The sequence below is a fragment of the Bacillus sp. SRL543 genome (genome assembly GCF_984799205.1).
The window spans coordinates 1,048,210-1,074,727 of sequence record NZ_OZ481794.1; the positions used below are offsets into that span (position 1 = coordinate 1,048,210).

General features: G+C 48.3%; 23 protein-coding genes. 18 read left to right on the forward strand and 5 right to left on the reverse strand.

Annotation, left to right across the window (positions count from 1 at the left end; all coding sequences use genetic code 11):
• Nucleotides 1-63: 63 nt before the first annotated feature.
• Together AC4E8B_RS05430 and AC4E8B_RS05435 are read left to right on the forward strand one after the other, a co-directional pair.
• Entirely contained in the window at nt 64-1,338 is a 1,275-nt protein-coding gene (locus AC4E8B_RS05430; protein ID WP_490217525.1) for a GntP family permease, read from the forward strand.
• 25 nt (nt 1,339-1,363) lie between these two features.
• Nucleotides 1,364-2,497, forward strand: a complete 1,134-nt coding sequence (locus AC4E8B_RS05435) for a glycerate kinase (RefSeq protein WP_490217526.1) — start codon at nt 1,364-1,366, stop codon at nt 2,495-2,497.
• Between the two features lie 95 nt (nt 2,498-2,592).
• On the opposite strand, the gene AC4E8B_RS05440 is transcribed toward AC4E8B_RS05435, so the two are convergent.
• The gene (locus AC4E8B_RS05440; protein WP_490217528.1) at nt 2,593-3,858 is read right to left on the reverse strand and encodes an MFS transporter; all 1,266 of its coding nucleotides are present in this window, start codon (nt 3,856-3,858) and stop codon (nt 2,593-2,595) included.
• 454 nt (nt 3,859-4,312) lie between these two features.
• Between AC4E8B_RS05440 and AC4E8B_RS05445 the strand changes: the two genes are divergently transcribed.
• Together AC4E8B_RS05445 and nhaC are read left to right on the forward strand one after the other, a co-directional pair.
• Nucleotides 4,313-4,780, forward strand: a complete 468-nt coding sequence (locus AC4E8B_RS05445; RefSeq protein WP_490219514.1) for an SRPBCC domain-containing protein — start codon at nt 4,313-4,315, stop codon at nt 4,778-4,780.
• A 453-nt stretch (nt 4,781-5,233) separates the two neighbouring features.
• Nucleotides 5,234-6,655: a Na+/H+ antiporter NhaC gene (gene nhaC / locus AC4E8B_RS05450; protein WP_490217529.1), complete on the forward strand. Its 1,422-nt coding sequence runs from the start codon at nt 5,234-5,236 to the stop codon at nt 6,653-6,655.
• Between the two features lie 81 nt (nt 6,656-6,736).
• On the opposite strand, the gene AC4E8B_RS05455 is transcribed toward nhaC, so the two are convergent.
• Nucleotides 6,737-7,147 carry an ion channel gene (locus AC4E8B_RS05455; RefSeq protein ID WP_490217530.1) on the reverse strand — a complete coding sequence of 137 codons (411 nt, stop codon included), beginning with the start codon at nt 7,145-7,147 and terminating at the stop codon, nt 6,737-6,739.
• 309 nt (nt 7,148-7,456) lie between these two features.
• On the opposite strand from AC4E8B_RS05455, the gene AC4E8B_RS05460 reads away from it, so the two are divergent.
• A complete protein-coding gene (locus AC4E8B_RS05460) occupies nt 7,457-8,218 on the forward strand; it encodes a GNAT family N-acetyltransferase (protein ID WP_490217531.1) in 762 nt (253 codons plus the stop codon).
• 74 nt (nt 8,219-8,292) lie between these two features.
• On the opposite strand, the gene AC4E8B_RS05465 is transcribed toward AC4E8B_RS05460, so the two are convergent.
• Nucleotides 8,293-9,021: a MurR/RpiR family transcriptional regulator gene (locus tag AC4E8B_RS05465; protein WP_490217532.1), complete on the reverse strand. Its 729-nt coding sequence runs from the start codon at nt 9,019-9,021 to the stop codon at nt 8,293-8,295.
• A gap of 244 nt (nt 9,022-9,265) precedes the next feature.
• On the opposite strand from AC4E8B_RS05465, the gene AC4E8B_RS05470 reads away from it, so the two are divergent.
• The 9 genes from AC4E8B_RS05470 (at nt 9,266) to AC4E8B_RS05510 (ending at nt 20,914) form a co-directional block, all read left to right on the forward strand.
• The gene (locus tag AC4E8B_RS05470; protein WP_490217533.1) at nt 9,266-10,702 is read left to right on the forward strand and encodes a glycoside hydrolase family 1 protein; all 1,437 of its coding nucleotides are present in this window, start codon (nt 9,266-9,268) and stop codon (nt 10,700-10,702) included.
• A gap of 93 nt (nt 10,703-10,795) precedes the next feature.
• Nucleotides 10,796-11,656: an EamA family transporter gene (locus AC4E8B_RS05475; RefSeq protein WP_490217534.1), complete on the forward strand. Its 861-nt coding sequence runs from the start codon at nt 10,796-10,798 to the stop codon at nt 11,654-11,656.
• Nucleotides 11,657-11,937: 281 nt separating this feature from the next.
• Nucleotides 11,938-14,310, forward strand: a complete 2,373-nt coding sequence (locus tag AC4E8B_RS05480) for a polyprenyl synthetase family protein (protein WP_490217536.1) — start codon at nt 11,938-11,940, stop codon at nt 14,308-14,310.
• A gap of 151 nt (nt 14,311-14,461) precedes the next feature.
• Nucleotides 14,462-14,899: a MarR family winged helix-turn-helix transcriptional regulator gene (locus AC4E8B_RS05485; RefSeq protein WP_490217538.1), complete on the forward strand. Its 438-nt coding sequence runs from the start codon at nt 14,462-14,464 to the stop codon at nt 14,897-14,899.
• A 23-nt stretch (nt 14,900-14,922) separates the two neighbouring features.
• Complete coding sequence (locus AC4E8B_RS05490) at nt 14,923-15,684, forward strand: TerC family protein (RefSeq protein WP_490217540.1); 762 nt, start codon at nt 14,923-14,925, stop codon at nt 15,682-15,684.
• A gap of 234 nt (nt 15,685-15,918) precedes the next feature.
• Nucleotides 15,919-16,704, forward strand: a complete 786-nt coding sequence (locus AC4E8B_RS05495) for an SDR family oxidoreductase (protein ID WP_490217542.1) — start codon at nt 15,919-15,921, stop codon at nt 16,702-16,704.
• A gap of 558 nt (nt 16,705-17,262) precedes the next feature.
• A complete protein-coding gene (locus AC4E8B_RS05500; RefSeq protein WP_490217543.1) occupies nt 17,263-18,477 on the forward strand; it encodes a hypothetical protein in 1,215 nt (404 codons plus the stop codon).
• An 18-nt stretch (nt 18,478-18,495) separates the two neighbouring features.
• Nucleotides 18,496-19,737 carry a Zn-dependent hydrolase gene (locus AC4E8B_RS05505; RefSeq protein ID WP_490217544.1) on the forward strand — a complete coding sequence of 414 codons (1,242 nt, stop codon included), beginning with the start codon at nt 18,496-18,498 and terminating at the stop codon, nt 19,735-19,737.
• Between the two features lies 1 nt (nt 19,738).
• Nucleotides 19,739-20,914, forward strand: coding sequence for an amidohydrolase (locus tag AC4E8B_RS05510; RefSeq protein WP_490217546.1), 1,176 nt, complete (start codon nt 19,739-19,741; stop codon nt 20,912-20,914).
• Between the two features lie 142 nt (nt 20,915-21,056).
• On the opposite strand, the gene AC4E8B_RS05515 is transcribed toward AC4E8B_RS05510, so the two are convergent.
• On the reverse strand, nt 21,057-21,569 hold the full coding sequence (locus tag AC4E8B_RS05515) for a GNAT family N-acetyltransferase (RefSeq protein ID WP_490217547.1): 513 nt from the start codon (nt 21,567-21,569) through the stop codon (nt 21,057-21,059).
• Nucleotides 21,566-22,567 carry a glutathione S-transferase family protein gene (locus tag AC4E8B_RS05520; protein ID WP_490219516.1) on the reverse strand — a complete coding sequence of 334 codons (1,002 nt, stop codon included), beginning with the start codon at nt 22,565-22,567 and terminating at the stop codon, nt 21,566-21,568. Before AC4E8B_RS05520 ends, AC4E8B_RS05515 begins: the two co-directional genes overlap by 4 nt.
• Before the next feature lie 273 nt (nt 22,568-22,840).
• On the opposite strand from AC4E8B_RS05520, the gene AC4E8B_RS05525 reads away from it, so the two are divergent.
• The 4 genes from AC4E8B_RS05525 (at nt 22,841) to AC4E8B_RS05540 (ending at nt 26,466) form a co-directional block, all read left to right on the forward strand.
• Nucleotides 22,841-24,106, forward strand: a complete 1,266-nt coding sequence (locus AC4E8B_RS05525; RefSeq protein ID WP_490217548.1) for a hypothetical protein — start codon at nt 22,841-22,843, stop codon at nt 24,104-24,106.
• Between the two features lie 377 nt (nt 24,107-24,483).
• Complete coding sequence (locus AC4E8B_RS05530) at nt 24,484-24,858, forward strand: hypothetical protein (RefSeq protein WP_490217549.1); 375 nt, start codon at nt 24,484-24,486, stop codon at nt 24,856-24,858.
• Nucleotides 24,859-25,017: 159 nt separating this feature from the next.
• Nucleotides 25,018-25,605, forward strand: a complete 588-nt coding sequence (locus AC4E8B_RS05535; RefSeq protein WP_490217550.1) for a phytoene desaturase family protein — start codon at nt 25,018-25,020, stop codon at nt 25,603-25,605.
• Nucleotides 25,606-25,617: 12 nt separating this feature from the next.
• Nucleotides 25,618-26,466: a phytoene desaturase family protein gene (locus tag AC4E8B_RS05540; RefSeq protein ID WP_490219517.1), complete on the forward strand. Its 849-nt coding sequence runs from the start codon at nt 25,618-25,620 to the stop codon at nt 26,464-26,466.
• The last annotated feature ends 52 nt before the right edge of the window (nt 26,467-26,518 follow it).

The window sequence follows — 26,518 nt, forward strand, 5'->3', positions numbered from 1 at the left end:
ACAATGTAAACCCTTACAGAAACGCTTACAATAGAGTTAACATCTTTTAAGGGAGGAATCATCTTGGAAGCTACCATTCAAGTAAGCGCTTTAGGGGCGATTGCCGCTTTAGCTTTTGCCATAATATTGATCTTGAAAAAAGTTTCCCCGGCCTATGGCATGATTGCAGGTGCGTTAATCGGCGGCCTCATCGGCGGGGTTAATATTACCGATACAGTCACTTTAATGATGGAGGGTGCCAAAGGCATCATCCCGGCTGTCCTGAGGATTTTGGCTGCCGGCGTCCTGGCCGGTGTGCTGATCGAATCGGGCGCTGCGTCTGTCATTGCAGAAACGATTGTGAAAAAGCTCGGTGAAACGAGGGCACTGCTTGCACTGGCGGCCGCCACGATGATTCTGACAGCGGTAGGCGTGTTTGTCGATGTGGCTGTCATCACGGTTGCACCGATCGCCCTGGCCATTGCGCAAAGAGCAGGGATCAGCAAAACGGCGATATTGCTCGCCATGATCGGCGGAGGCAAGGCCGGCAATATTATGTCGCCGAACCCGAATGCCATTGCCGCATCAGATGCATTCAATATCCCGCTGACCAGCATCATGGCAGCAGGGATTATTCCCGCAATCTTTGGTCTTGCGATGACCTACTTTATCGCGCGGAAGCTTGTGAATAAAGGGACTGCCATTTCTGCAAGCGAAGTTGCCCCGCACACTGGAGGCGCACTGCCGGCATTTTGGGCCGCGCTGATGGGTCCAATCATTACAATTATTTTACTGGCCTTGAGGCCATTATTTGATATCAGCATCGACCCGATGATTGCCCTCCCGCTTGGAGGGATAGCGGGAGCGATTGTGATGGGCAAAGCAAGAAAGATCAATGATTTTGCCGTCTCAGGACTTGGGAAAATGACAGGCGTCGCCATCATGCTGCTTGGAACAGGAACATTGGCTGGGATCATCGCCAATTCAGGTTTGAAGGATGTCCTCATAAACGGCCTTGATGCCGTCGGTCTTCCAGGCTATGTCCTTGCACCTGCATCCGGCATCTTCATGTCGGCTGCCACTGCTTCGACAACTGCCGGAACGGCTGTAGCGAGCCAGGTATTCAGTTCAACGATCCTGGAAATGGGCGTCAGCGCATTGGCAGGCGCAGCCATGGTCCATGCGGGAGCTACCGTCCTTGACCACCTGCCGCACGGAAGCTTTTTTCACGCAACAGGCGGCAGCGTTAATATGGAGATTAAAGAGCGCCTGAAGGTTATGCCGTACGAATCACTGGTCGGCCTTACGATGGCGGTTGTATCTACTCTCATATTCGGTGTATTTCAGCTGTTCGGGTAAAATTCGATAAACAGGAGTGATAAAAATGAAGATTGTGATTGCACCAGATTCCTATAAAGAGAGCTTGTCGGCGATGGAGGCCGCCGATTCTATCGAAAAAGGCTTCAAGCGCATCATTCCTGATGCTGAATATGTGAAAGTGCCGATGGCTGATGGCGGGGAAGGCACGGTCCAGTCACTGGTCGATGCGACCGGCGGCAGCATTATCCCGGCGATGGTGACAGGGCCGCTGGGGGAGCCTGTTGAAGCCTTCTTCGGCCTTTTGGGAGATAAGAAAACCGCTGTCATTGAAATGGCGGCAGCATCAGGACTTCATCTTGTGCCGGCGGAAAAGCGGAATCCCCTCGTGACAACGACAAAGGGGACTGGAGAACTTATCAAGGCTGCGCTGGACCTTGGAGTCACCCATATCATCATTGGCATCGGCGGGAGCGCGACGAATGACGGAGGGGCGGGTATGGCGCAGGCACTTGGCGCCCGTTTGCTCGATGCAGAAGGCCGGGAAATCAGCGGGGGTGGAGGAGCGTTATCAAGCCTCTCATTGATTGATATTTCACAACTCGACGGACGCCTTGCAGGTGTAAAGATTGAAGTCGCATGTGATGTCGACAGCCCGCTGACCGGGGAAAAAGGGGCTTCCGCCATTTTCGGTCCGCAAAAAGGGGCTGATCCTCAGATGGTGGAACTGCTGGATAAAAACCTGGCGCATTATGCGGCAGTGATTGAACGTGATCTTGGGAAAAAAATAAAGGATGTGCCTGGAGCTGGAGCCGCGGGCGGCCTGGGAGGGGGACTGCTGGCATTCCTTCCGGCTGAGCTGAAGCGGGGAGTCGATATTGTCATTGCAGCTGCCGGACTGGAGCAGATTGTGGCAGATGCGGACCTTGTCATCACAGGAGAAGGCAGGATCGATGGCCAGACGATTTTTGGAAAAACACCGATTGGCGTTGCCAGAACAGCCAAGAAATCCGGCGTTCCTGTTATTGGGCTGGCCGGAAGTATAGCCAGGGACAGCGATATAGTACGTGAGCACGGGATTGACGCGGTGTTCAGCATCGTGCCTGGGGCAATTTCCCTTGAAGAAGCCTTTGAGCATGCCGCCGAATATGTTGAGCAGTCTGCAGCAAATATTGCGGCAGTTTGGAAAATGGGGCGATGATGGCGGGATGCTTAATGGATAACAGCTAATAACTGGACATCAAAAACGCTTGGAGGTTCTCGAAACCACTCCAAGCGTTTTTTGTATATTTATAGTCAGTTTTTCTCCACGGAGCCTTGTGCACCACTCAAAACTGGTTTTCCTGCTTCGATCAGAACCTCGTTCCGGCCTAATAAGATAGCCAGTATTATAATGAATGCCCCCGTTCCAGCGAGGAGCCATTCTATCGCAATGATATCAGCAATCGGGCCAAATATAAGCATCCCAATCGGCATCATCGAGGTTGAAATCATCCCCATGACACCAAACACCCTTCCCATGTAATTCTCTTCAATCTTCTCTTGAAGCAGCACGGTTGTCGGTGTATTGAAAATGGGCATGGCCACTCCGAACAAAGCCATGAAAATTAAATAGATCCAAAAGACCGGCACAATCCCAAGGGCAAATGTGCATACACCCATGATGAGGCTGGCGAGTGTCATGGTTCTAATTTTATTTGGGTAGCCGCCCCATGAAGCAATGATTGCCCCGCCAGCCATCATGCCGACAGAAAAAGCAATTTCAATAGCAGTCAATTTCCAAACGTCTCCACCAAAGGTGCGTGTAACCTGCAGAGGGGTCAAAAACGCCGCAGGCGCCATCAGCACAAAAAAGATTGCAAAGAACAGGAAGAATTTCTTTAAAAATGGATTGCTGTTCACATATTGCAAGCCTTGTTTAAAGTCGCTGAAATAGCTTGTTGTCTGCTTTTCTGCTGCCTTCTCGTGCACAGGGATTTTTAAGAAGAAAAGAAGGGTTCCGATCCCAATCGCTGCTGTAATGACATCGATAAAAAAGATGATTTCAATCGAAGCCATAGCAATTAATGCTGCACTCACCATCGGCGAAACAAACATGATTACGGCCTGGATGCTTCCATTTGCCCCATTCACCTTGGTCAGCTTTTCCTTCGGGACAATCTGAGGCAGGATGGCTCCGACAGCTGGCGTCTGAACTCCTGTTCCAAGGGCCCGGATCGCAGCCATGACAAACAGCAGCCAAATCGCGTCATATCCCATCAAGAACAGGATCGCCAGAATCAGAGTTGACAGGGCTATAAGGCCATCTGCCAGAATGATCAGCACTTTCCTGTTATAGCGATCAGCCCAGACACCGGCAACCGGTGATAAAAAGAAGGTCGGAATGAACCCGCAGATTATGTAAAGCGTCATCATCAAACCAGATTCTGTCGTTAAGGTGACATGCCACATGATGGCATATTGAACGAGGGACGATCCAAAAAGCGAAATCGTCTGGCTGCTTAAAAAGAGAATGATATTCTTCAGCCAATTCTCCTTATGATTATTATTGACTGTATCCATTGCTTATCCACTCATTTCTATAATATTTTATAAAAACAAGCTTTGCCTAATTTCATAGGAGCCAATCTGATCTATATATTCTATTTCAAAAGACAGCAAAAAAGAGTAGAAATTCATCTCCTCTTTAAAAGTTAACCGTTAAATGTTAGGTTTCCTTCAAATAGACAGACCAATCCCGCTGCTCTGAACATAGGCAGAGCCCTCAAACGTATTCAATTAACGATTGAAAAGCGGGTTTCTTAATCTCATTGATGCTGTCAAAAGGAAAACCTCCATTTCATTAGAAATTGAACAAATTATACCAGAACTGAGATAGCGCCGCAATAACTATTATGGACAGAGGAGGGAGAAGGGAATTTCTAATACCTGTTAAAAATAACTGCATATTACCGAAATAAATATTAGGCAGTGTCTCCAAATATATAGAAAGTTAGAGGGATTGAATTTGAATGAAATGCTGGTCTACCGATTTGATGAGGTTATCCATGCCCCGATTGATGTAGTATTCAGGTATATTGATGACGATGAAAAAATTAAGCTATGGAACACCATGCTCATTGAAAACATCTACGATAATGAGGAAAACAAGCCGGTCTATGAGCCGGGGACCAAGTTTGTGACTGTTCAGAAGGTGGATAAAAAAATAATAAAAATTGATTCCATTTTAGTTGAGTATGAGGCTCCCAATAAAGTGGTCATGCACTCCCGCTCTAAGGAAGGCTTGAGCATATCCAAATATTTATTATCAAGGGACCATAACGGAACGCGCCTCATAATAGAAGCAAGCCTTGTTCCAAGCAATGTCTTTTATAAACTGGTTACAAAGCTTTTTGGGTGGGCAACTAAGCTGGTATTTGAAGAGCAGTACCAGAATTTAAAAAAATATGTCGAGAACGAAGCAGATAAAGAATTGCATCTGTAAAAATTTCTAGAACGGCCAGAATTCAGTCTGGCCATTTTTTATGTAACTTTTTCAGCCCCTACCCTGCTAACCAAGATAGCCCGGCAGCTATAACCTTACGGGAGTCTCCCGGACAATATTGGCGTATTATTGCGCATGCATGAGGTGAGGGGCCCCAAGCGACCTTTACCATGTTTCATGATGAAATATGCGCTTATATCGGAATTTACAGAAAAATTCCACTATAGTATTATTTTCATATACCTTTTTAAAAGGTCAGCGGGAAGGAACCCCTGCATAAGCCTTCTGAGTAAAGCTTGTCATACCAAGCTTTGCACGCTGTTGCCCTTTTTAGGGACCCCTGATTTTCTTATTTAAACCTCGTACTGCAAAAACACACGATCTTATTTCATTCTTGTCAAAAAACAATCCAGGACAGTTGTAAGATCAAAATTTACTCTAAGGAGTGGTTGGTTGGAAACCGATATTAGAAAACCGTCTTTTATTTATGCGCTTTTGGTGCTTTTTGCGGCAATTGCCGTCATTTCGGTGGGCATTCTTGCATTTGATGCACCGATTCAAATTCTGATGTTTATTAGTATGCTTGTGTTGATCCCTTTCATGATGGGATTGGGATACTCCTATAAGCAAGTGGAAAAATCGATGCTGTCATCGATGAGCAAGGCGCTGCAGCCTTCGCTGATTCTATTAACCGTCGGCATTTTAATCGGTGCATGGATTGCATCTGGAACCGTGCCTACTTTAATTTATTATGGAATTAAAGCAATATCTCCACAGTTCTTCCTTGTTACGACACTATTATTCTGTTCGCTTGTGTCTGTAGCAACAGGGACGTCCTGGGGAACAATCGGAACAGCAGGGATTGCCATGATGGGTGTAGGGACCACATTGGGCATACCGGTCGGCGTGACGGCCGGCGCCATTATCAGCGGAGCGTATTTCGGAGATAAAATGTCGCCCTTGTCTGACACGACGAATCTGGCCCCTACCGTTGCAGGCGGGGACTTATTCAGCCATATCAAGCATATGCTCTGGACGACTGTACCTGCCTATCTGATCACAGCAATTATTTTCACCTTCATTGGCTTTAAATACAGCGGAGCCAGTGTGGATGCAGCAAGTGTAAATGAACTGACATCTTATTTGGCTGAAGCATTCAACCTGGGTCTTGTGCCGATGATCCCTGTCATCGTCCTGATCGGGATGCTCATGCTGAAAAAGCCGGCCATTCCGGCCATCTTTATCGGCGCAGCAGTTGGCGGCATCGTGGCCATCGCTTATCAGGGCTTCAGCTTTTCAGATACAATCAGCATTTTTTATAATGGCTATGGAGTAGAGTCCGGCATTGAAATGGCCGACAGCCTGCTCCAGCGCGGCGGACTCGTCAGCATGCTGGCGCTCATCGCGCTGTTCCTGTTCGCCCTCGGCCTTGGCGGGATGCTCGCGGAATCCGGCGTCCTGGAAGCGCTCATTGCGTCCTTTGCCGATAAAATTCAAAGCACTGGCGTTCTGACACTTGTAACCATCCTTGTCAGCTATGCAACTCTTGCCATCGGCGGCTCGGTATACTTCTCTACCGTCATGGGCGGCACACTGATGAGGCCAATTTTTGAACGGCTGAACCTCAAGCCTGAGAATCTGTCGAGGATATTGGAAGACACCGGGACACAAAGCTCTTCCCTTGTCCCGTGGACCGGAAGCGGCATTTATACAGCAGGCGCACTCGGGGTTGCAACAGGGGCGTATCTGCCATTCTGTTTCCTGGCGCTGATCACTCCGCTCGTATCCCTGTTCTACGGATTCACCGGGCTGACCATGACTGAAAAAGAACGTCCAAAGAAAAAAACTTCCATGAAAACCGTGGAAGCATCATAACATTAAAAAGAGGCTGCCGGAGAATTTTGTCCGGCAGCCTCTTTTTTTGAAAATATGTCTGATTCAGGCAGAATGGGGCCTCTAATCCTGCTCTTCTTCTTTCCCCGACGACCCCATCGCTTTCATAAAATAGGCAGTCGGCAGCAGAACGCCGACGGCAGCTTCAAGCAAGGCGAAAAGTCGCAGGGAGCCTACCGGGATCAGGTCTCCGTAGCCGACTGATAGAATGGTGACTCCGCTGAAATAGAGCAGATTCGCAAACGACTGGTCTGCAGGCTTACCGTCCAGTGTCCCGATCCGCAGCACCACTTCATCCATTGAAAGGGCGTAAAAAATCACGGCAAAGCCAATGGTAAGGCTGAGCATTACAAAAAACAGCTTTAAAAATAAGACAGAGCTGAAGCGGCTCTTCTTATAGGACTTATTGGCAAAAAAATAATACAGATTCGCCCCGATAAAAACGAGGGCAGCTCCTGTCAGGAAAGAACTCAAAGTTGTGAACCTCCTTGTTTCCAGATTCTATATTGTGTATTTGACCTAAATGCACTGGCGGTAAACGTTAGAATCATCCTTCAGGCAGCTCGGGAAAGAAGGAAAAATATCCCGAATGGAGAAATAATATAGCATGGAGGCGGGAGGGATGACCAAAAAGAGAAAAGCAAAATCGAGACGGCTAATGGCTGGAACCGCCCTCTTTATTGGTCTCCCGCAGGAAGCTTCATCACTGCGGGACTGCTCTTCGTTTTTATCATGTACAGCGTTCTTGCAAATTAGGGATAAATTGAAATGAAGGAGGGAAATATGGCTGCAGCAGAACTGGCAGAGCTGAATAAAGAATGTCTGGGAAGCAAGAGCTGTTACTGCCTGCGCAGCAATCCGGGCTCCCCAGGCTACCAAAATAAAAATCTATGGCTGGCAGAAAGGTTTACAGAGGGCCTGAAGTATTTGAAAGTCCTGGAGAACGGCAAGCAGGCAGGGTTCATAGAATATACGCCGATCGAATTTTCCTCAAGAGCTGTCTATGGGGAAAATTATCTTGTCATCCACTGCCTGTGGGTGCATGTAACAGGGAAAGGTTTTGCCTCGCAATTGATCGAGCGGTGCCTTGAGGATGCCAGGCAGCAGCAGAAAGCCGGCGTTATTGTCATCACAAATCCGGACACCTCCTGGACGCCAAGCGCGGACATTTTCATCAAGCACGGGTTTGTTGAAAAAGGCAGGGCGCCGTATGGATTCCAGCTCATGGTCCATAAATTCGGGGATGATCCTGATCCATATTTTCCCGATGACTGGGAAAAGCGGCTGGAACCATTCCAAGAGCTGACGATACTCCGTATGCCGCAATGCCCGTTTGTGGAGATTGCGGCAGACAATCTCACAGCGGCGGCAGTAAGACTAGGGCTGAGGGCAAATATTATTGAATTAACAAGCAGGGAAGAGCTTCTGCGCCTTTCGCCAACCCCTTACGGCATCTATGGGGCTGTTTATAAGAAAAAGCTGGTTTCTTATCACAGGCTGACTGTGCATTCGGGAATGAAGCGCTTGAGAGCGCTGAGTGAATAAGCTGGATCTGCCCAAAACCCAGAGAGGCAAATAGCAGTCATAAGGAGGCTGGACCAAAGGGCTGCACGGCCTTTTCATTCTGTTCCCTCCCGGTGAATTTCCCTGGCAATCGATTCAAGGATGTAAACAACAGGCACCTGGGTGGTGATGTTGGATTGTCCCATAAATTCCTCGCTTACATAATAAGCAATATTTAAATCTGATATTTTCGCAATGGTGGAGGCACGGTTGTTCGTGATGCTGATAATTTTGCTTCCTTCCTGCTTCAGCTGGTTCAGGTGGGCGACAGTAAAGGGGGTTTCCCCTGAAACAGACAGGGCAATGACGATGCTGTTTTTCCGCCATTTAGAATGGATCGGAAAATGGGGGTCTTTTATATAAAGGGAGAAGGCCCCTAAGCTTGAAAAATATCTGGCCCCATATTCTGCAAGGATCCCTGAGCTCCCGATTCCGATGAAAATGACGCTGTCCGCTTCTTCCACAATTTTGGCAGCTTCCTTGATCTTTTCTTCCATTTCCCCTCTCAGTGCCCGTTCAAGAAATTCGGCTGCCGACTCCTGTGAGCTTTTGACCTTCGCACCAGCTTCTTCTTTTAAAAGCATTTTCAGCTTAACTTTGAATTCCGAAAACCCCTCGCAATTCAGCTTGCGGCAAAAGCGCAGAATTGTGGCTGTCGAGACATGCGTTTCGTCTGCCAATTCGCGGATCCGCATATAAACCACCTTTTCCTGGTTTTGCGATATATAATTGTATAAATCAATTTCCAGAGGATTAAAACTGGCGATTATTTCATGGGTAAACATAGCTATGCTGCTCCTTTGGACAAGTGCCCTTCCACTTTTTATCCACATTCTAACATAATGAACCTGGCGAAACACAGTGTTTCACCTTTGTAACAAATCTCAACTTTTGTAAAAACAAACTGAATCTTCCTTCTTCATTCCGCTGCGGCCGCAATGGAGTTAAGATTTTAAGTACAGACTATGCTTTATAAATGGCCAATCAGGCAAATAGTAAATAAAGAGCTGGCATGAGGAGGAAACAACTATGAAAGAATATCATTTTCCAGAAGGATTTTTATGGGGAGGCGCGACGGCAGCCAATCAAATAGAAGGCGCCTTTAATGAAGGGGGCAAGGGGCTGAATATTGCAGACGTCCTTCCCGGCGGAAAAGGCCGCTATGAAATTTTAACAAGGCCGGGCTTTGACTTTGAGATTCATCCTGATGATTACTATTATCCTAACCATGAAGCGATTGACTTTTACCATCGCTATCAGGAGGATATCGCTTTGTTCGCGGAAATGGGCTTCAAGGCTTTCCGGATGTCGATTGCGTGGACGCGGATTTTTCCGAATGGTGATGAAACAGAGGTAAATGAAGAGGGTTTGGCTTTCTATGACCGTGTCTTTGATGAGCTCCATAAGCAAGGCATTGAGCCGGTCGTGACACTCTCCCATTATGAAATGCCGCTGCACCTGGTGAAGGAATATGGCGGCTGGAGAAGCAGAAAGGCAGTTTCCTTTTTTGAAAAATATGCTAGAACAGTTTTGACCCGTTATAAGGACAAAGTAAAGTACTGGATGACCTTTAACGAAATCAACAGCGGCCTTGTCATGCCGATCCAGGGGCTTGGTTTTTCCATCCAAGAGGAAAAAGACCGTTATCAAGCCACATTCCAGGCGTACCACCACCAATTTGTAGCCAGCGCTCTTGCGGTGAAGCTTTGCCGGGAAATCAGCCCTGAATCCCAGATCGGCTGCATGATCCTGTTTGCCCCTGTGTACTCTTTTGACAGCAATCCGGCCAACGTTATGCACAGCTTAAGGGAAGAACAGCTCTTCAACTATTTTTGTGCAGATGTGCAGGTCAGGGGAGCATATCCTTCCTATATGGACAGATACTTTAAAGATCATGGTATCCAGCTTGAAATGGAAGAAGGAGACCTGGATATTATCAGCGAAGGGACTGTCGATTATATCGGCTTCAGCTATTATATGTCCCGCACCGAGAAGAAGGAGAAGTCAGATGAAGAAGCTTCACAGGGCAATCTGATCGGAGGCGTCCGCAATCCGTTCCTGAAGAGAAGCGACTGGGGCTGGGAGATTGATCCAGAAGGGCTGCGTATCAGTTTGAACCTGCTGCATGACCGCTACCAGAAGCCGCTTTTCGTAGTTGAAAATGGGCTGGGTGCCTATGATAAGCCTGAGGAAGATGGCACAATCAATGATGACTACCGGATCGATTACCTGCGCGGGCATATGGAAGCGATGGGGGAAGCCATTGAAGACGGAGTTGATCTGATGGGTTATACAAGCTGGGGCTGCATCGATATGGTCAGCATGTCGACGGGTGAATTCTCAAAGCGCTATGGCTTCATTTATGTGGACAAGCAGGATGACGGAACCGGCACCATGGAGAGAAGCAGGAAGAAATCTTTTTATTGGTATAAGGATGTAATTGGGACAAACGGGCGTACACTATAGGGTACAAGAACCCGGATGTACCCAGTCTCTGGCTGCTGTAACCGGCAGCCTTTTTGCTTTGTCTGGAATCCTGACACTAAGGGAGATGTCACAATGAGTATGATCCTCGCCTTATTGGCCGCTCTTTTCGCCTCAATGACCAATATCCTGGCGAAAATCGGGATGGAAAATGTAAATACCAATCTGGCAACCGCCGTGAGGACGATTGTTGTCCTGATCCTCGCTTTCCTCATGGTCCTGATCACAGGCAAGTTCGGCACGATCGCTGCGATACAGCCGAAAGCCATGCTCTTCATTATCTTATCAGGCTTCGCGACAGGGCTGTCCTGGCTGTTTTTCTTCAAAGCGTTGGGAATCGGTGAGGTCTCCAAGGTCGTGCCGATTGATAAGTCCAGCATTGTCCTGACAATCATCCTGTCCATTTTGCTGCTCGGTGAGCCGGCAGCTCCCCAGATCCTGGCCGGAGGTGCCCTCATCACCATCGGCACCTTTGTGCTGATTGGCAAAAACGAAGACAAAAAGAGATTCACCGGCTCGCAGAGTTATATTGTTTATGCAATATTGGGTGCTGTTTTTGCTGCCCTGACCTCGATCCTGGCCAAAATCGGGATGGAGGGGGTCGACTCCAATGTCGCCACCTTTCTCAGGACCATTGTCATCCTGCTGTTCGCATGGAGCATTGTCTTTTACCAAAGAACCTACCGGGAAATGAAAACCATCTCCTCCAAAGGCTATCTGTTTCTCATCTTATCAGGAGCCGCGACAGGACTGTCATGGCTATGCTACTTCGGGGCGCTCTCTATCGGCAAGGTCTCGGTCGTCGCACCGATCGATAAATTCAGTGTTGTCCTCACTATGATTTTGAGCTTCGTCATTTTAAAAGAAAAAGCGAGGAAGCATACCATTGCTGGCGGGGCAATCATCACTATTGGGACGGCGTTTCTTGTTTTTTAGCAGGAAGGCCGTCTTTTTCCTGGAACAAACCGCTGCACCATTCCTTGCAGAACAGCGGCAGGCCCCAATATTCCTAACAGGATTGTATTGAACTTCCGGTCCACTAATTGCATCAGTAATCCCCTTCCGGTTCCCGGCTGGGGATTTTTTTCCTTTCCAGCCCCGCAAAAGCCACCAAACATGCTATGTTAAAAGAATGAAATGAGAGAATCGCCGCATTAATGATTGCCCATGTGCATGCATACATATAGAAACAGACCAAAAGCAAAGGTAGTGTCCAGATGATAAAAGAAACCATAATCAATCCTGAAGCCTGCTACCGGGAGGCGGAGAAGAAGGCAGCTGCCTATTTTCAGGCTCTATTCGCCCAGGCTGCAGAAAAAAGCTTTGTCCCCGTGCTGGAAAGAGACTTTCATTCATGGAAAAAGAATCATCGGCAGCTGGCATTTTTGCCGTTTTTTTCACGAAAAAAAAACAGAAAGCCGGATTCCAAAGCCTATCATTCTTATATCAAGTGGCTGGAGTACAGGGGCAAGCTGGATGATTATCTGGACCGGAGCATTTCTTATTTATATATGAGGGATTTGGGGAAATCTCTGGATGACCAGGTTACGAAGGAAAGCATCGGACGGGCGGTGGAAAGCCTGAAGGAGCGTCTGACGGCCCCGCAGCAGGAGAAAGGCAGCTTCGGGGAGACCGGAATGGCCGGGCTTTACAGATGGGCTGAGAAAGAAGGACTCCAATCAGCGATCATCTGGCTGATGGAAAAGTTGCAGCAGACTGCCCGGCATATCCCTGAAGGCATGGATGCAGCCCATGCCCAGCGAAAGCTCATCAAGATCATCGCAGGTGTCCTGATGCATGAAACCGATGGAATGGAAGAAGGCATAGAAGGGGCGGAGCGGAAAAGAAGACTGGAGCGGGCCATCAGGCTGGGTTATTCCTATGGACTGACTTATCCTTTCATTGACGACCTTCTGGACAGCCGGGTGCTGTCTGAAAATGAGAAAAAGCAGTATTCAGAGCTGATCCGCACCACTCTGACGACAGGGAGCGTCCCGCCGCTCGGCAGGTGGCAGCGTGCTATTCTTCCTTTTATCAGCTATGTACACAATGAACTCCGGGAAGCCTTTCATTATATAAAAGCACAGCAGACGCCGGAGACGCTGGCTGCCTTCCTCGAGATGGCCTATGTCTTTTTCCAGTCCCAGGAGGTGGACCGGCAGAAGGATTTGAATAATGCTTCCTATACAAATGAAGAAATCTATATTCCGGTTATCCTGAAGTCTTCCTCCTCGCGCCTGATTGTCCGTTCGGTCCTGAACAGCGGAAGAGATGACGGCTTTGACAGCCGGACCTTTTATTATGGAATTTACAACCAGCTTGCCGATGATTTTGCCGATCTGTTCGCTGACCTGGAGGAGGGCGCAGTCACCCCTTATACATACTACCTCACCCACCATAGGACCCGGCATGATCTGCTGAATCCGTTTGAGCTGTACTGGGCCGTTATTGCGCACCTCATCCATGATGTCTACCGGTCAGATCCTAAGGCGTGTGAGGTGATTTTGGACCGTGCCGTCAATGGTTTGAAGCGCTGCAAGGAGAGGCTCGGGAAAGAGAAATACAGGGAAGTCATGGAGCTGTTTGCACCAGGTAGCCCTGAGTTCAGCAAGCTGATCCAGCAGATGGCCGCGAAGGCTGCTGATGTCGACTTTTTCGATAAACTGCTCAGGGACCATATGCTTGACAGCCTCCAAAAGGAGCGGCATGAGCGGGAAGAGTTCCGGGACAGAGTGGAAGAAGTGCAGCAAAAAATCGATAGCGTGCTTCTGATTGAGGAAAATGAGCTGGTGATGGAGGAACCTGTCCGGGAGGCTGCTAATTACAGCCTGGCTGCTGGAGGAAAAAGGCTGCGGCCGGTCATTTCCTGGTTCGTCGGAGTTGAGGCGTATGGGATGGAGGAAGCGGCGCTGATGCCGCTGATGCGTTCATTGGAATATATGCACACAGCTTCCCTGATTTTCGATGACCTACCGGCACAGGATAATGCCCCGAGCCGAAGGGGGAAGGCAGCCGTCCATGAGGTATATGGCACTGCGGAAGCAGAACTGACCGGCCTTTACTTGACACAGAAAGCTATAGAGGACCAGGCGTCGCTCACCTCATTCACGCCGGAAGCAGTTCTGGAGCTGATTCGCTATACTGCCCGTTCAACCGCTGAAATGTGCCGCGGGCAGGCAATGGACCTTGGAGCAAAAGGAAAAGCACTGACACCCGGACAGCTTGATGCTCTTTGTTTTTATAAAACAGGCATTGCCTTTGAAGCGTCCATCATCATGCCGGCCATCCTTGCAGAGGCACAGCAGGGTGAGATTGACATCCTGAAAAAATTTGCCCGGCATGCCGGCATTGCCTTCCAGATACGGGATGACCTGCTTGATGTGGAGGGAGATGCAGCGCTTCTCGGCAAGCCAGTTGGAACGGACCGGAGGAACCAGAAGGAAACATATGTATCAGCGCTTGGGATGGACGGCGCCAAAAGGTCGATGTGGGAGCATTATTGCGAGGCAGCTGATTCGCTTCAGGAACTGCGCGGAGAGTTCTCCTTTTTAAGACATCTTCTGGATTATATGGTTCATCGTGAAAAATAAGATACTGTAACCGGCTGCTGAAAAGCGGCCTTTTGCTTATTTTAGCAGGCAATCAATCCACCCAAATTTAATAATTGCTAACCATAATGATATGATTTATAATATATATAGATTATATATAATATAAAACATATACAATGGAGGAACAGGCATGGTTGTAATGGACTTTAAAAATATGCTGTGGAACTATACACGGAAAATCAGTGAAAATACAAATGTGATCATCACTTCCATTTGCGAGCAATATGGACTGACAAGCCTGCAGATCCGGATACTGGTCGAAGTGCAGCAGCATGGTGCCCATACAATCGGCAGCCTTGCAGAACGCTTGAACATGGCAGGCACCAATATTTCGACCATGTGCAAAAAGCTCGAAAAGCTGGAATTCCTGAGGCGGTTCCGTGATCCGAATGATGAGCGGGTCGTCAAAGTTGCGCTTACCGATAAAGGTGCCCAGACCGTTGAAGAAATCAACGCGGCATTGATCGAGAAAATATCTTTTGCCATTAAAGACGAATCAGAGGAGTCGCTGACTGACATCATAGAAGGGCTTAAAAAGCTGAATGAACTGCTGGAAAAAATGAAATAATTACATCAAAGGAGATATGGAGAATGTGGCAGGAAATTTTATCAACTTACGCATCAATGTTTGATTGGCATATGTGGGCCGAAATGCTGACCTCATCAAAAGCATGGGGAATGATCCTATCGCTGGCCGTCCTCGAATGTATATTATCAGCCGATAATGCACTGGTCCTGTCGGCTTTCGTTAAGCCATTGCCTAAGGAACAGCAAAAGAAAGCCCTTATATTCGGACTGTGGGGAGCTTATCTGTTCCGGTTCATCTTCATCGGCCTCGGAACCTTCCTGATCAAATTATGGTTCATCAAATTGATCGGCGCCCTGTATCTGTTATGGCTGTCTGTTAAGTTCTTTATGGACAAGCTGAAAGGCAAAGAAGATGGTGAGGAAGATGGTGCCCGCAAGCCAAAAGGCTGGCTCGTCACCACTTTCGGAATCTTTTGGGCAACCGTCATCAGTGTCGAGCTTATGGACCTGGCGTTCTCAGTCGACAGCATCCTGACTGCCCTCGCCGTGTCAGAGGAAGTATGGGTCATCCTGCTCGGCGGCATGATCGGCATCCTGCTGATGAGGGGTGTCGCAACCTTCTTCATCAGCTTGATGAACAGAGTGCCGGAGCTGGAAACAACAGCCTATGCGCTGATTACCTTCATTGCGGTTAAAATGGGTCTGACATTGGTCGAAATCCATATACCGAATGAAATCTTTATCGGTGTCATGATTCTTGCGTTCATCGTGACCTTTATCATCCACGCTATTCGCAAAAACAGGACAGAAAATTTCTCTCACTGATCAAGATGCCTGGCCAGGCTGGAATCCAGCTGTTGGCCGGGCATTTTTTTGTAGTGAAAAAAGTGACTATAACATGCGGATGCAGGTTTCACAAACCGGCTTCCGTGCTGCTTCCTTAGGCCAATGGCTGGCTGGCCACAAGTCAAAAACAAACCTTCCGCCTATTACGGTGTTTAGGACAGCCCCTGATGGGAAGAGAGAATGGTAGAGCTTATATATAGGAGGAATAGGATTATGAGCAAAACCATTTTTATCACCGGTGCAGGCAGCGGCCTAGGAAGAGGGGCAGCCATCGGTCTTGCCAAAAAGGGGCATAAAATCATCGCGACAACAGAAATTACGCCGCAAAAGACGGATCTTCTCAGGGAAGCACGCGATCTCGGACTTGATATGGAGGTATTCAAGCTGGATATCACCAATGAGCGGGACCGGGCACAGATAGGGGATTACGATTTTGATGTGTTTGTGGCCAACGCAGCCATCAATGAAGGCGGACCGCTCGGTGAAGTGCCGATGGACCGTTTCAGGGCCTTGTTTGAAGTGAATGTGTTTTCAACATTGGAAACCGTTCAAATCGCAGCCCGGAAATTTGTCAAAAAAGGCAGCGGAAAAGTCATTTTCATGAGCTCAATGGCAGGCATTTCCGCAACTCCCTATGTCGGACCTTACACAGCCACTAAACATGCGATAGAAGGTATCGCCCAGACACTGAAATCCGAGCTCGAAGAATTTGGCGTACAAGTCGCCACAATCAATCCAGGTGCCTACAACACCGGCTTCAATGACCGCAGCGCCGAGGAAATATGGAAATGGTACGATGAAGACAAGAATTTCACCAGAAAAGAAGATATGCTCAAGCAGCAGGAAGGGCTGAAGCATCAATTTGACCCAGAGGACATGATCGAGAAAATGATTGAAATCATCCCGGCGGACCATCACAAATTCCGTAATGTCCACCCGCAGGAAACCGAAGAACAATTGAAGAAGACCCAGCAGGAGCGCTGGGAGATGGAGATATAGGTTTTCAGGTGCCAGGCACCCGCTGCGGCGGGGCCGGCACTTTTTTTTGTGTCAGGTATTGAGGAGTTTAGTCTTATTTCCCCGGAAATGGTCGAATGCACTGATGTCGTGCCAGGCACCGGCCGTGGACAGAATTGGGCCAAGTGTCCTTTTGAGGTGCCAGGTATGTGTATTCCAGGAAATGAATTTTTTTAGAATAAGGCCGATTTTATGTAGAATAACTGAAAAACTTGGTAGAAAAACTCATATTTTATGTAGAATAATAGAAAATTCATGTAGAATTGCATGGTTTTCCCCGCAAGTAACTGAGAAAATGTCCGTCCGAAGCCAATCGGACGGGCATTCTTAGTCTATTATAAACTCACTACCTAGCACCAAGCCTTCAAGCAGTTATTTCTCACTTCACCACTTTAAAACGTCCGCACTTAAAATTGTAAACGGTTACTTAAATATTTAAAATAATTTAAATTGACTGACTAATTTAACTGTATTATTATACTAATATTAATGATTTTTCGCTCACCGAAATAATAAATCCAGAAAAGGAGGGAGTTTCCTATGTCCCAAATGTTGGCAGTTGTTATTCTTGTTCTAATTTTATTTATCGGAGATTTTATTGCAGTCCGTACAAAGGCATGGGTGCCTTCCATCTTTGTGTGTGCGGTCTTGTTCCTTGCGGGCTATTGGACATTCTTTCCGCAGGATATCGTCGCCCTGGCAGGAGTGCCGCCGGTTGTTGCGACACTGATGATGTATCTGCTGATTACGAATATGGGAACCCTGTTATCGGTCAAGGAACTGAAAAATCAATGGAAGACAATCGTAATTGCGGTCTCAGGCATCCTTGGCATTATTGCCATCCTTTTTGCAGTAGGAACTTTCATTTTTGGCTATCAGACGGTTGTGGTGGCGATTCCTCCATTAGTGGGGGGCGTTGTCTCTGCGCTGATCATGTCTGAGGGTGCGAAGGAGGCAGGTCTTGCGTCACTGTCTGTGTTTGCCATTGTCATTTACGTAATGCAGGGGTTTGCCGGCTATCCGATTACATCCTTTGTTTTGAAAAAAGAAGGAAAGAACCTGCTGGAAAGCTACCGCAAGAATGGCGGTGCCGCCCTGAAGGAACAGCAGCTGGCCAAAGCTGAAATGGCAGCGGCGGCTGAGGCGGTTCCAGCCGCGCCGGAGCTCAAGCTGTTCAGGAGTATGCCGGAAAAATACAATACCGATTTCTTCAAGCTGCTGCGCCTTTCGGTCGTCGCTTTCCTGGCCTACCAGGTTTCTGCCTGGCTGGCGCCTATTGTCAGCGTGAGCCCGTTTGTCATCTGCCTGCTGTTCGGTGTTATCGCCACAAGCTTAGGCTTCCTGGAAAAGCAGGTCCTGCAAAAAGCCAATGCATTCGGATTTGCGATAATGGCTTTAATGCTCTTTATTTTTGACGGACTGAAGCAGGCAACGCCGTCAATGATGCTGCAAATCATCGGGCCGCTGGTCGGCACAATTGTGCTGGGCGTCATAGGAATGTACATCTTCTCCTTTATTGCCGGAAAAATCCTTGGCGTCAGCAAAAATATGGCCTTTGCCGTATCTTTGACAGCCTTATATGGATTCCCGGCTGATTATATCATCACAAACGAAGTGATTAAATCATTGACTGATGACGAAAAGGAAAGGGAGATGCTGACAAGCCATATGCTTCCGCCAATGCTAGTCGGCGGCTTCATCACCGTCACCATCGTTTCCGTCGTCCTCGCAGGATTCTTTGTCAGTCTCTTATAAAGAAAGGAAGGATAGAATATGAGTCTAGTAAAAGAGCAGCTTGCTGCCAGAATAGAGAACCATATAGAAGCGCTGAGTGAATTTACAGCTACCCCTGGAAAGGGAACGACCCGGCTGACCTACAGCCAGGAAGACCTGCAGGCCCGCAATTATATAAAAGAAAAAATGAAAGAGATTGGGCTTGAAGTCACGGAAGACGGATTTGGCAATATCTTTGGAAAGCTTGAGGGGACACTGAAGGATGCACCAAGCGTGCTGATTGGCTCCCATTTCGATTCTGTCCCGAATGGAGGCTCTTATGACGGGCCGGCAGGCGTGGTGGCAGGTCTTGAAGTGGCAGCGCTGTTTGCAGAGAATAACGTGAAGCCAAAATATCCGCTGGAAGTAATTGCGTTGGTGGAAGAGGAAGGCTCCCGCTTTGGCGGCGGGCTCATGGGATCGAGAGGCATCACCGGCCTGATGTCTGAGGAGGAATTTTTCCAGCTGGAAGACCGGGGTGGAGTGCTGGCTAAAGATGCCATGGAGAGAATCGGGCTGGATCCTTCTCTCCCAAAGCAGAGGGACCCGAAAACGATTAAAGCTTTTCTGGAGCTGCATATCGAACAAGGGCCGATCCTCGAGGAAAAAGCGATTCCGATTGGTGTGGTGGAGGCCATTGTCGGCCTGACCCAGCTGGAAGTAACAGTCAAGGGGCAGGCAGGCCATGCTGGGACAACCCCGATGGAACGCCGTTCAGATGCACTCGCTGCGGCTGCTGCCATCATTGCAGGGATTTCGGGGCTGGCTGAAGCAGAAGGGGAAGGGAGCGTTTTGACCGTCGGCCGGCTGAATGTTTTTCCTAATGGAGCCAACGTCATCCCGGATAAAGTGGTGTTCTCAGTGGATATCCGCTCAGGCAAGGAAGAGCATGTGCTGAATATGGTTGATAAAGTTAAAGAACGGATCGGCTCTTACGATGGCGGCGGAATCAAGACCTCTATCGACCAGCCGTTATATATCAAGCCAAAAGCAATGAATGAGGGAATCCTGTCACTTTTAAAAGAAAAAAGCGCTGAATTGAATATTCAATACTGCCCGATAAACAGCGGAGCCGGGCATGACGCAATGGTCCTTTCCGACTTCACGGATGTCGGCATGCTGTTCATTCCGAGCAGGAACGGCCTGAGCCATTGTCCTGAAGAATGGTCAGATTCCAAGGACATTGCGAAAGCAGTTGAAATTTTCTATGAAGCGGCCAAGAAGCTGACGGAGGCTGAGTAAGATGCTCCATCCTGCAATCAAAGCCTCTATTCAGGCCGGCAGAGAAGAGCTGGTCAGCATCCGGAGGAAGCTTCACAGCGAACCGGAGCTTCCGTGGGAGGAAGAGAAAACAACAGAGTTTGTGGTTACCTCTCTTGAAAAACTCGGCATTCCCTTCAGGAGGATGAACCCAACCGGTGTGGTGGCTGAAATCGCCGGCGGCAAACCCGGAAAACGGGTGGCCTTGAGGGCAGATATGGATGCCCTTCCTGTTGAGGAGCTGAATAACAATTTGTCTTATGTGTCAAACTCCCCCGGAAAAATGCATGCCTGCGGACATGATGCCCATACAAGCATGCTACTTGCCGCTGCGAAGGCCCTTGTGGAGATCAGGGACGAGCTGCCAGGCACCGTCCGCCTGATTTTCCAGCCGGCTGAGGAAATTGCCGAAGGGGCGAAGGAGATGGTGAAGCAGGGAGCGATGGAAGGGGTCGACAATGTGTTCGGCATCCATATCTGGTCACAGATGCCGACACACAAGGTATCCTGCAGCCCGGGCCCGTCCTTTGCTTCAGGCGATATATTCAGAATCAAGTTCAAAGGACGGGGCGGGCACGGAGCCATGCCGCATGAATGCATTGATGCCGCTGTTGTAGCATCTTCCTTTGTCATGAATGTCCAGGCAGTCGTATCACGGACAATCGATCCGCAAAGCCCAGCCGTCCTGACAGTCGGCAAGATGTCAGCCGGCACGCGCTTCAACGTCATTGCGGAAAATGCCGAGATTGAAGGAACGGTCCGCTGCTTTGACGCCGGAACCAGGGACCATGTGGAAAAGCTGCTGAAGCAATTTGCAGAGCAGACCGCCTCAGTCTACGGGGCAGAAGCCAAGGTGGAATATATCCGCGGCACCGATGCCGTCATCAATGAGGAACACAGCGCAGGATTGGTGCAAAAGATCGCGGAAGAAGCTTTCGGCAAAGAAACTATCTATCATGAAAAGCCAACAATGGGCGGCGAGGACTTCAGCATTTATCTCGCACACGCCCCCGGAAGCTTTGCGCTCGTCGGAAGCGGCAATTCGGATAAGGACACAGGATGGGCCCATCACCATGGCCGGTTCAACATAGACGAAGACGCACTCATAACAGGAGCAGAGCTTTATGCACAGTATGCATGGGTATATCTGAATGAATAAATTGGTGCCAGGCACCGCAGATGGACAGTTAGGTAAAAGTGTCCACGAGCGGTGCCAGGCACTTTTTTGACAACTCAGCTGAATCAGTATGCGTCAGAGCTGTAAAAAGGAAACCGGGGAAAGAGCATCTTCCCCCGGTTTTTTACTCTATTTCCAAAACATACGCCCTCACAATAATCCCATCACCAGCCGGCTCAAAATCATGCTGCGGAAGCCTTTTAAATCCAAAGCCCTGATAAAGCTTCATCGCATCCTTCATAAAATCGCCTGTGTGCAGGCCGATTTTCGGGAAGCCCTGTTCCTTTGCGCGGCGGATGCATTCAGAGATCAGAGCCTTCGCAATTCCCTTGCCCTGGAATTCAGGAGCAACGGCAAGCATCCGGATTTCCGGGTAATCCAGTTCCTCCACATAACCTTCATAGGCATCAGTCTTGGCTGGAAAAAGGGCGACGCTGCCGGCAAGCTTGCCATTCTCTTCGGCAATGATCAGCTCCACGCCCGGCTGCTGGTCGGCATCAGAGGATATTGCTTTTTTCAATGCTTCCCAATGCGGTCCTGGAATGCTGCCGGTATGGGCCGAATAAGCGGATACCCGCTGCTCGCGGATGCTTTCAGTCATGTCTTTGTCCGCATTGCGGATGATTAGCCCGCTCATCTGCCATCTGCTCCTTTTTTCAAAAACTTCTCTGTCTTACCGCTGAGCTTTTCACGTCCATGCTCTGTGTTCCATACTGATAAATCCGGACCCTTTGGCAGGATAGCCGGCTCTGTTTTGTCTGTAGAAATGGTAATAGACAAATGATAGTGGCGCTTAATCGCATCAAAATCAGTTGTGTCTCCAAATCCCGGCGTCTGGTAAAGATCGCGGGCGTAGCCCCATAGATGTGTATATTCACGAATCAGGTTTCTGTTTGTGTTGAAAGCCGTGTAATAGGCAGCATCAAACCGGGAAAGAGTTGTGTACAGCCTCACATCTGAATCAGTGATATAGTCGCCGAACAGGAAACGCCGGCCGGAAAGCCTTTCCTCCAGAACGTCAAGGGTGCTGAACAGCTTTTCATAGGCCTCTTCATAAGCTTCCTGTGAGTGCGCAAACCCGCATTTGTAGACGCCATTGTTTACATCATGAAAAATGATTTCATTCAGTTCGTCAATTTCTGCTCTCAAAGTTTCCGGATAAAGGTCGGGTGCATCTTCTTTATGCAATGCTGCCCATTCTGTTTCGAAATAGTTTGTGAGCTTAAAATAGTCATTGTTGACGGCCTTTTTTTCTTTTACATCAACCATGACCGGCACCGTCGGCCTGCCGTCATAATCAGGATCTGCGTTTTTGTAAACTTCGCTCATATACTGAATGCCGAGAACAGGATCCCGGCTTCCTTCATCAAGGGAGAATTCCCAGTCAACATGCTGAAGGCGCGGCCGCATCGGGCTGGCTGTGCCAAGGCTGATGCTATCTTCGAGGCCCAGCACTGTCCGGACAATAACCGAACGGTGTGCCCATGGGCAGGCTGCCGACCATAAAAGGCGATAGCGTCCTGCTTCGACAGGCAGCTTATCGGGCCCTTCCCCAAAAGGAGTCATAAACCTGTTTGTCTGGCGCTTGAATGAGCCATCAGAGGAAATTTCCTTTGGTTTATTGCTTGAAGGCAATTCGCAGCTTGAATCTTGAGATGATTGTGTCAATGTGCAGCATCCTTTCTTATCTGAAAATAGTTAAATAGTTAAATATCTCAATCTGCTACCAGTTTAGTATACGGGTAATTTTCAGTCAATTTTAAGTGCGGCTTTACAATTGGTGTCAGGCACTGCAAATGGACACTTTCACCAGATTTGTCCACGGACGGTGCCAGGCACTGCACCACATTCTTTGAAACCAAAACAGTTACTTTCGTAAAAGAGTGTAGGAAGAAATAGGAGGCTGCTATGGACCAAAGAATAAAGAAACTTGCAGATGCAGCATGTGAAAAGTTCGGGCTGGAAGATTATGTTCTGGGAAGAACCGGGTTCTATCATAATTCGCCTTTTCAAAATAAGACTGACTATACTCTCTGTATGGAATGGTTCCCTAAAGATGCAGCAGCAGAAGATGACGACAGCAATCCGGAGGGCACGGCTGTCATAGAAGTGACTATCCCGGGCGGCAGGACGAAGAGCGCTATATTTGTGGGCGGGAAGACAATGGCTGATGGAGTTGCATTCGTTCCCGGGGACCGGGGCAGCATGATTGATTGGATTGAAAAAGAAACTGATCTGAGCTATGGACAGCAATTCATGCTGACGAAGGAAGAGGAAAGAAGGCTGCATTTTTCAGCGGCTGTCAATGGGACCGCCCTCTATCCTGGTGGTTATATAGAGCTGGAAACGGATGAGGAAGGAAGGCTGATTGCTTTTTCTGCATATGGAAGTTTTTCAGAGGCAGGGCAGGTACAGGAAGAGAAATATGCTCTCTCGCTTGAAGACATAGATGAAGATCTTCTTAGAGAGCAATTGGTATTCGCTCAATTCCCGAACCGGGAAAATGAAAAGTGGCTTTCTCTATTTGCGCTTGAGGAAATCTTCGTTACAAATGACAGCCAGAAAAATATTGAATTTGACCCGATGGGAATGGAACCAAAGCTGGCAGTCGATCAGGTGATAAAGTGGGACAAGTCTTCAGACGTTCCTTTTGAACGAAAGCCTATTATAGAATCCGAAGACATTGGAGCAGACCAGGCATTCAGCGGAGAACCTCATATAGAGTCCTGCCCGATCAGGGAGGAAGAGACTGATAAATGCGCGGCAGCTGTCAGGCAGGTGCTCAGCCGGGAATATTCTGGCGAGTCCGGCCGGTGGACATTGAAAACACTTCGCAGGAGCCGCGGGTGCATTGATGCAGTATTGAGGAAATCCGGGCAGGATTTCAGTGTTTTTAAAAGAAAGCTGACGGTCATGATTGATGCCCATAGTTTTGAGCCGAGAAATTATGTCGACAACAGGATGATGCTCGACATGTTCGACGGTTACCAGGCACCAGGGGAGATAGCGGTCGTTAAGGCCGAAGCCTTTGAAAAATTAAAACCATACTTCTTCTTAAAACCGGTGTATGTCTATGATGTTGAGAAAGAAAAGTATGTTTTATGCGGAAAATTGGACTGCCGGCATGCAGTTGAAGCTGAAACAGGCGAGATTGTTCTGCTGGATGATATTTGATAGCGGATTTAGTACCGGAAATGCCCTTCTGATAGATATCAGAGGGGTATTTTTTCATTATATACTTTGCAGGGGTGAGTGATTCTACATAAATTTTCTCTTAGTCTACATAAATTTCTTATTATTCTACCAAATTTTCCTGTTATTCTACATAAAATCAGCGTGATTCTACATAAAATACATTTATTGGAATTAACAAGCCGTGCCCGTACCTGACACCGCAAAAAGACAATCCGCCAATTTGTCCACGGGCAGTGCCTGGCACTATTTCCACCAGGAACATACGTTTTCAAGGTACATGCATAATGCCCCCCTCACCTTAATATGATGAACTATCATCTTAGAAATGGGGCGAGAATTTGGTAAATGCGAATGGCATGGTTACAAAGGAAATCCTTGCGCGCTATGTGGAATTGAGCAAAACAAAGAAGGCTGCGGAAGAGGAGCTTGATTCGCTGAAAAAGATGTTCAATCTTCATTTTGATCAATATGTCGGACAAAATGAAAAGGGCGAACTCACTGTGAGCACCTTCAAGCTCCAGCGGCAGATCAGGAAGACAGAGAAATATGAGCAGGAACAAACCGTTAAAAGGCTGGAAGAGTTAAATCTCCATGAACTGATCCAAAAAAAGCCGGATGAAGGAAAAATCAAATCGGCCCTGGACCTCGGCCTTCTGAAAGAAGCTGATCTGGAGGGCTGCCGGACCATCAAAACCAATTCAGCCATTTATGTAAAAGAAATAGACTCCTAATCTCATGACAGGCACCGCAAATGGACACTCCTGCTGAAATTGTCCGCGAGCGGTGCCTGACACCGTATAAACACCATATTAGAATTTCAAAATCGCCGCCAATATTGCTTATAATGGTATAAACAACTTAAAACACAAGCAGGAAATGGAGGCGGCAGGATGGCAAAGTCAGTTTGTATTATCGGGGCAGGGATCGGTGGCCTGACAGCCGGTGCCCTTCTGGCTAATGCCGGCTTTCAGGTGACTGTCCTGGAAAAGGCAACATCTGTAGGCGGATCGGCTGGCTTTTATATACGCAAAGGAAGGATGTTTCCCACTGGTGCAACTGTCGCATTCGGACTGGAGGAAGGAGGCCTGCTGAGGGCGGTACTAAATGAAGCAGGGGTACACATCCCGGCTGAGTGCCTGTCTCACCCGATGGATGTTATATTGCCTGATCGGAAAATTTCCATCTTCCAAAGTACAGACTCATGGGAGGAAGAGCTGCAGCGCGTTTTCTTTGAGCACCCAGAGGATGTTTTGCGGTTCTGGAGAGAGCTTCACAAGATAGGGGAAACAGTACTGGCTGTTTCCGCATCGGGAATATCGCTTCCGGTAAAAAAACTGTATGACCTCGGAGGCTTACCTGGCCTTGTCCTCCGGCGCCCATTCTCCATGCTGAGGCTTGGCCGTTATGCGGCTTTAACCGTAGAGGATCTATTAAAGAAGCATAAGCTCGAACAGTATCTTCCGTTCAGGCAGTTTTAGGACGCCCAGCTGCTGGATGCCGCACAGACCGATGCTTCTGAAGCTGCTTTGCTGCCTTCCAGCCTGGCCCTGACCATTTATAGGAAAGGGAGCTTTGCTATTGAAAAAGGGCTGGGGCAGATCAGCTCTTCTTTAGCAGAGACGATCGAGCAATTGGGTGGAAGAGTGGAACTTGTTTCACCCGTTAAGAATATTGAGTATAGCAATAGTGAAAAATTGTGGAAGGTAGAAAGCAGGAAATGCAGCGAAGCATTTGATTTTATCATCAATAACAGTGGAATTTCCTTTGGCAATGGGACAAGCCATAGTGAAGATGATGAGTTTTCGTGGGGAGCGTTTCGCCTGGACGCTATTTTAACAGGAAAGGATAAAGATAACCTGCCCTTCGCCTATCAGATTGTGCCGGAAGGGGAGCATGGAGATTTTCATGGCCCCATCTACGCGACTCTGCAGGAATCGCGGGACTCAAGCGGGACGGCAATAGAAAATGAAATGATTTTGACGATCTCTGTCCATACAGACAGCGGCATCTGGCATCCTCTCTCAAAAGAGGACTATAAACTGAGGAAGGATCAATTGGCCGGGCTGCTCCTCGATGAAGCAGACAAAGTCATCCCTGTCAAAGCCCGCTTGCAGAAAGCAGAGGCAGGCACCCCTTTGACGTATCAAAAATTTGTCGGCAAGGCGGAGGTCGGCGGATTTCCTCTGACAGTCCGGAACAGTATCCTTAAGCCAAAAAGCTTCCGGACCTCCTTGCCCGGATTCTATTTAGCAGGAGAACAGGTCTTTCCCGGGCCGGGCACACTATCAGCAGCGCTAAGCGGACGGAATGCGGCAAGAGCTATCATAAAAGAGAATTAAATTTGCGTGCCAGGCACCGTCCATGGACACTAACACCAAAAGTGTCCACGGG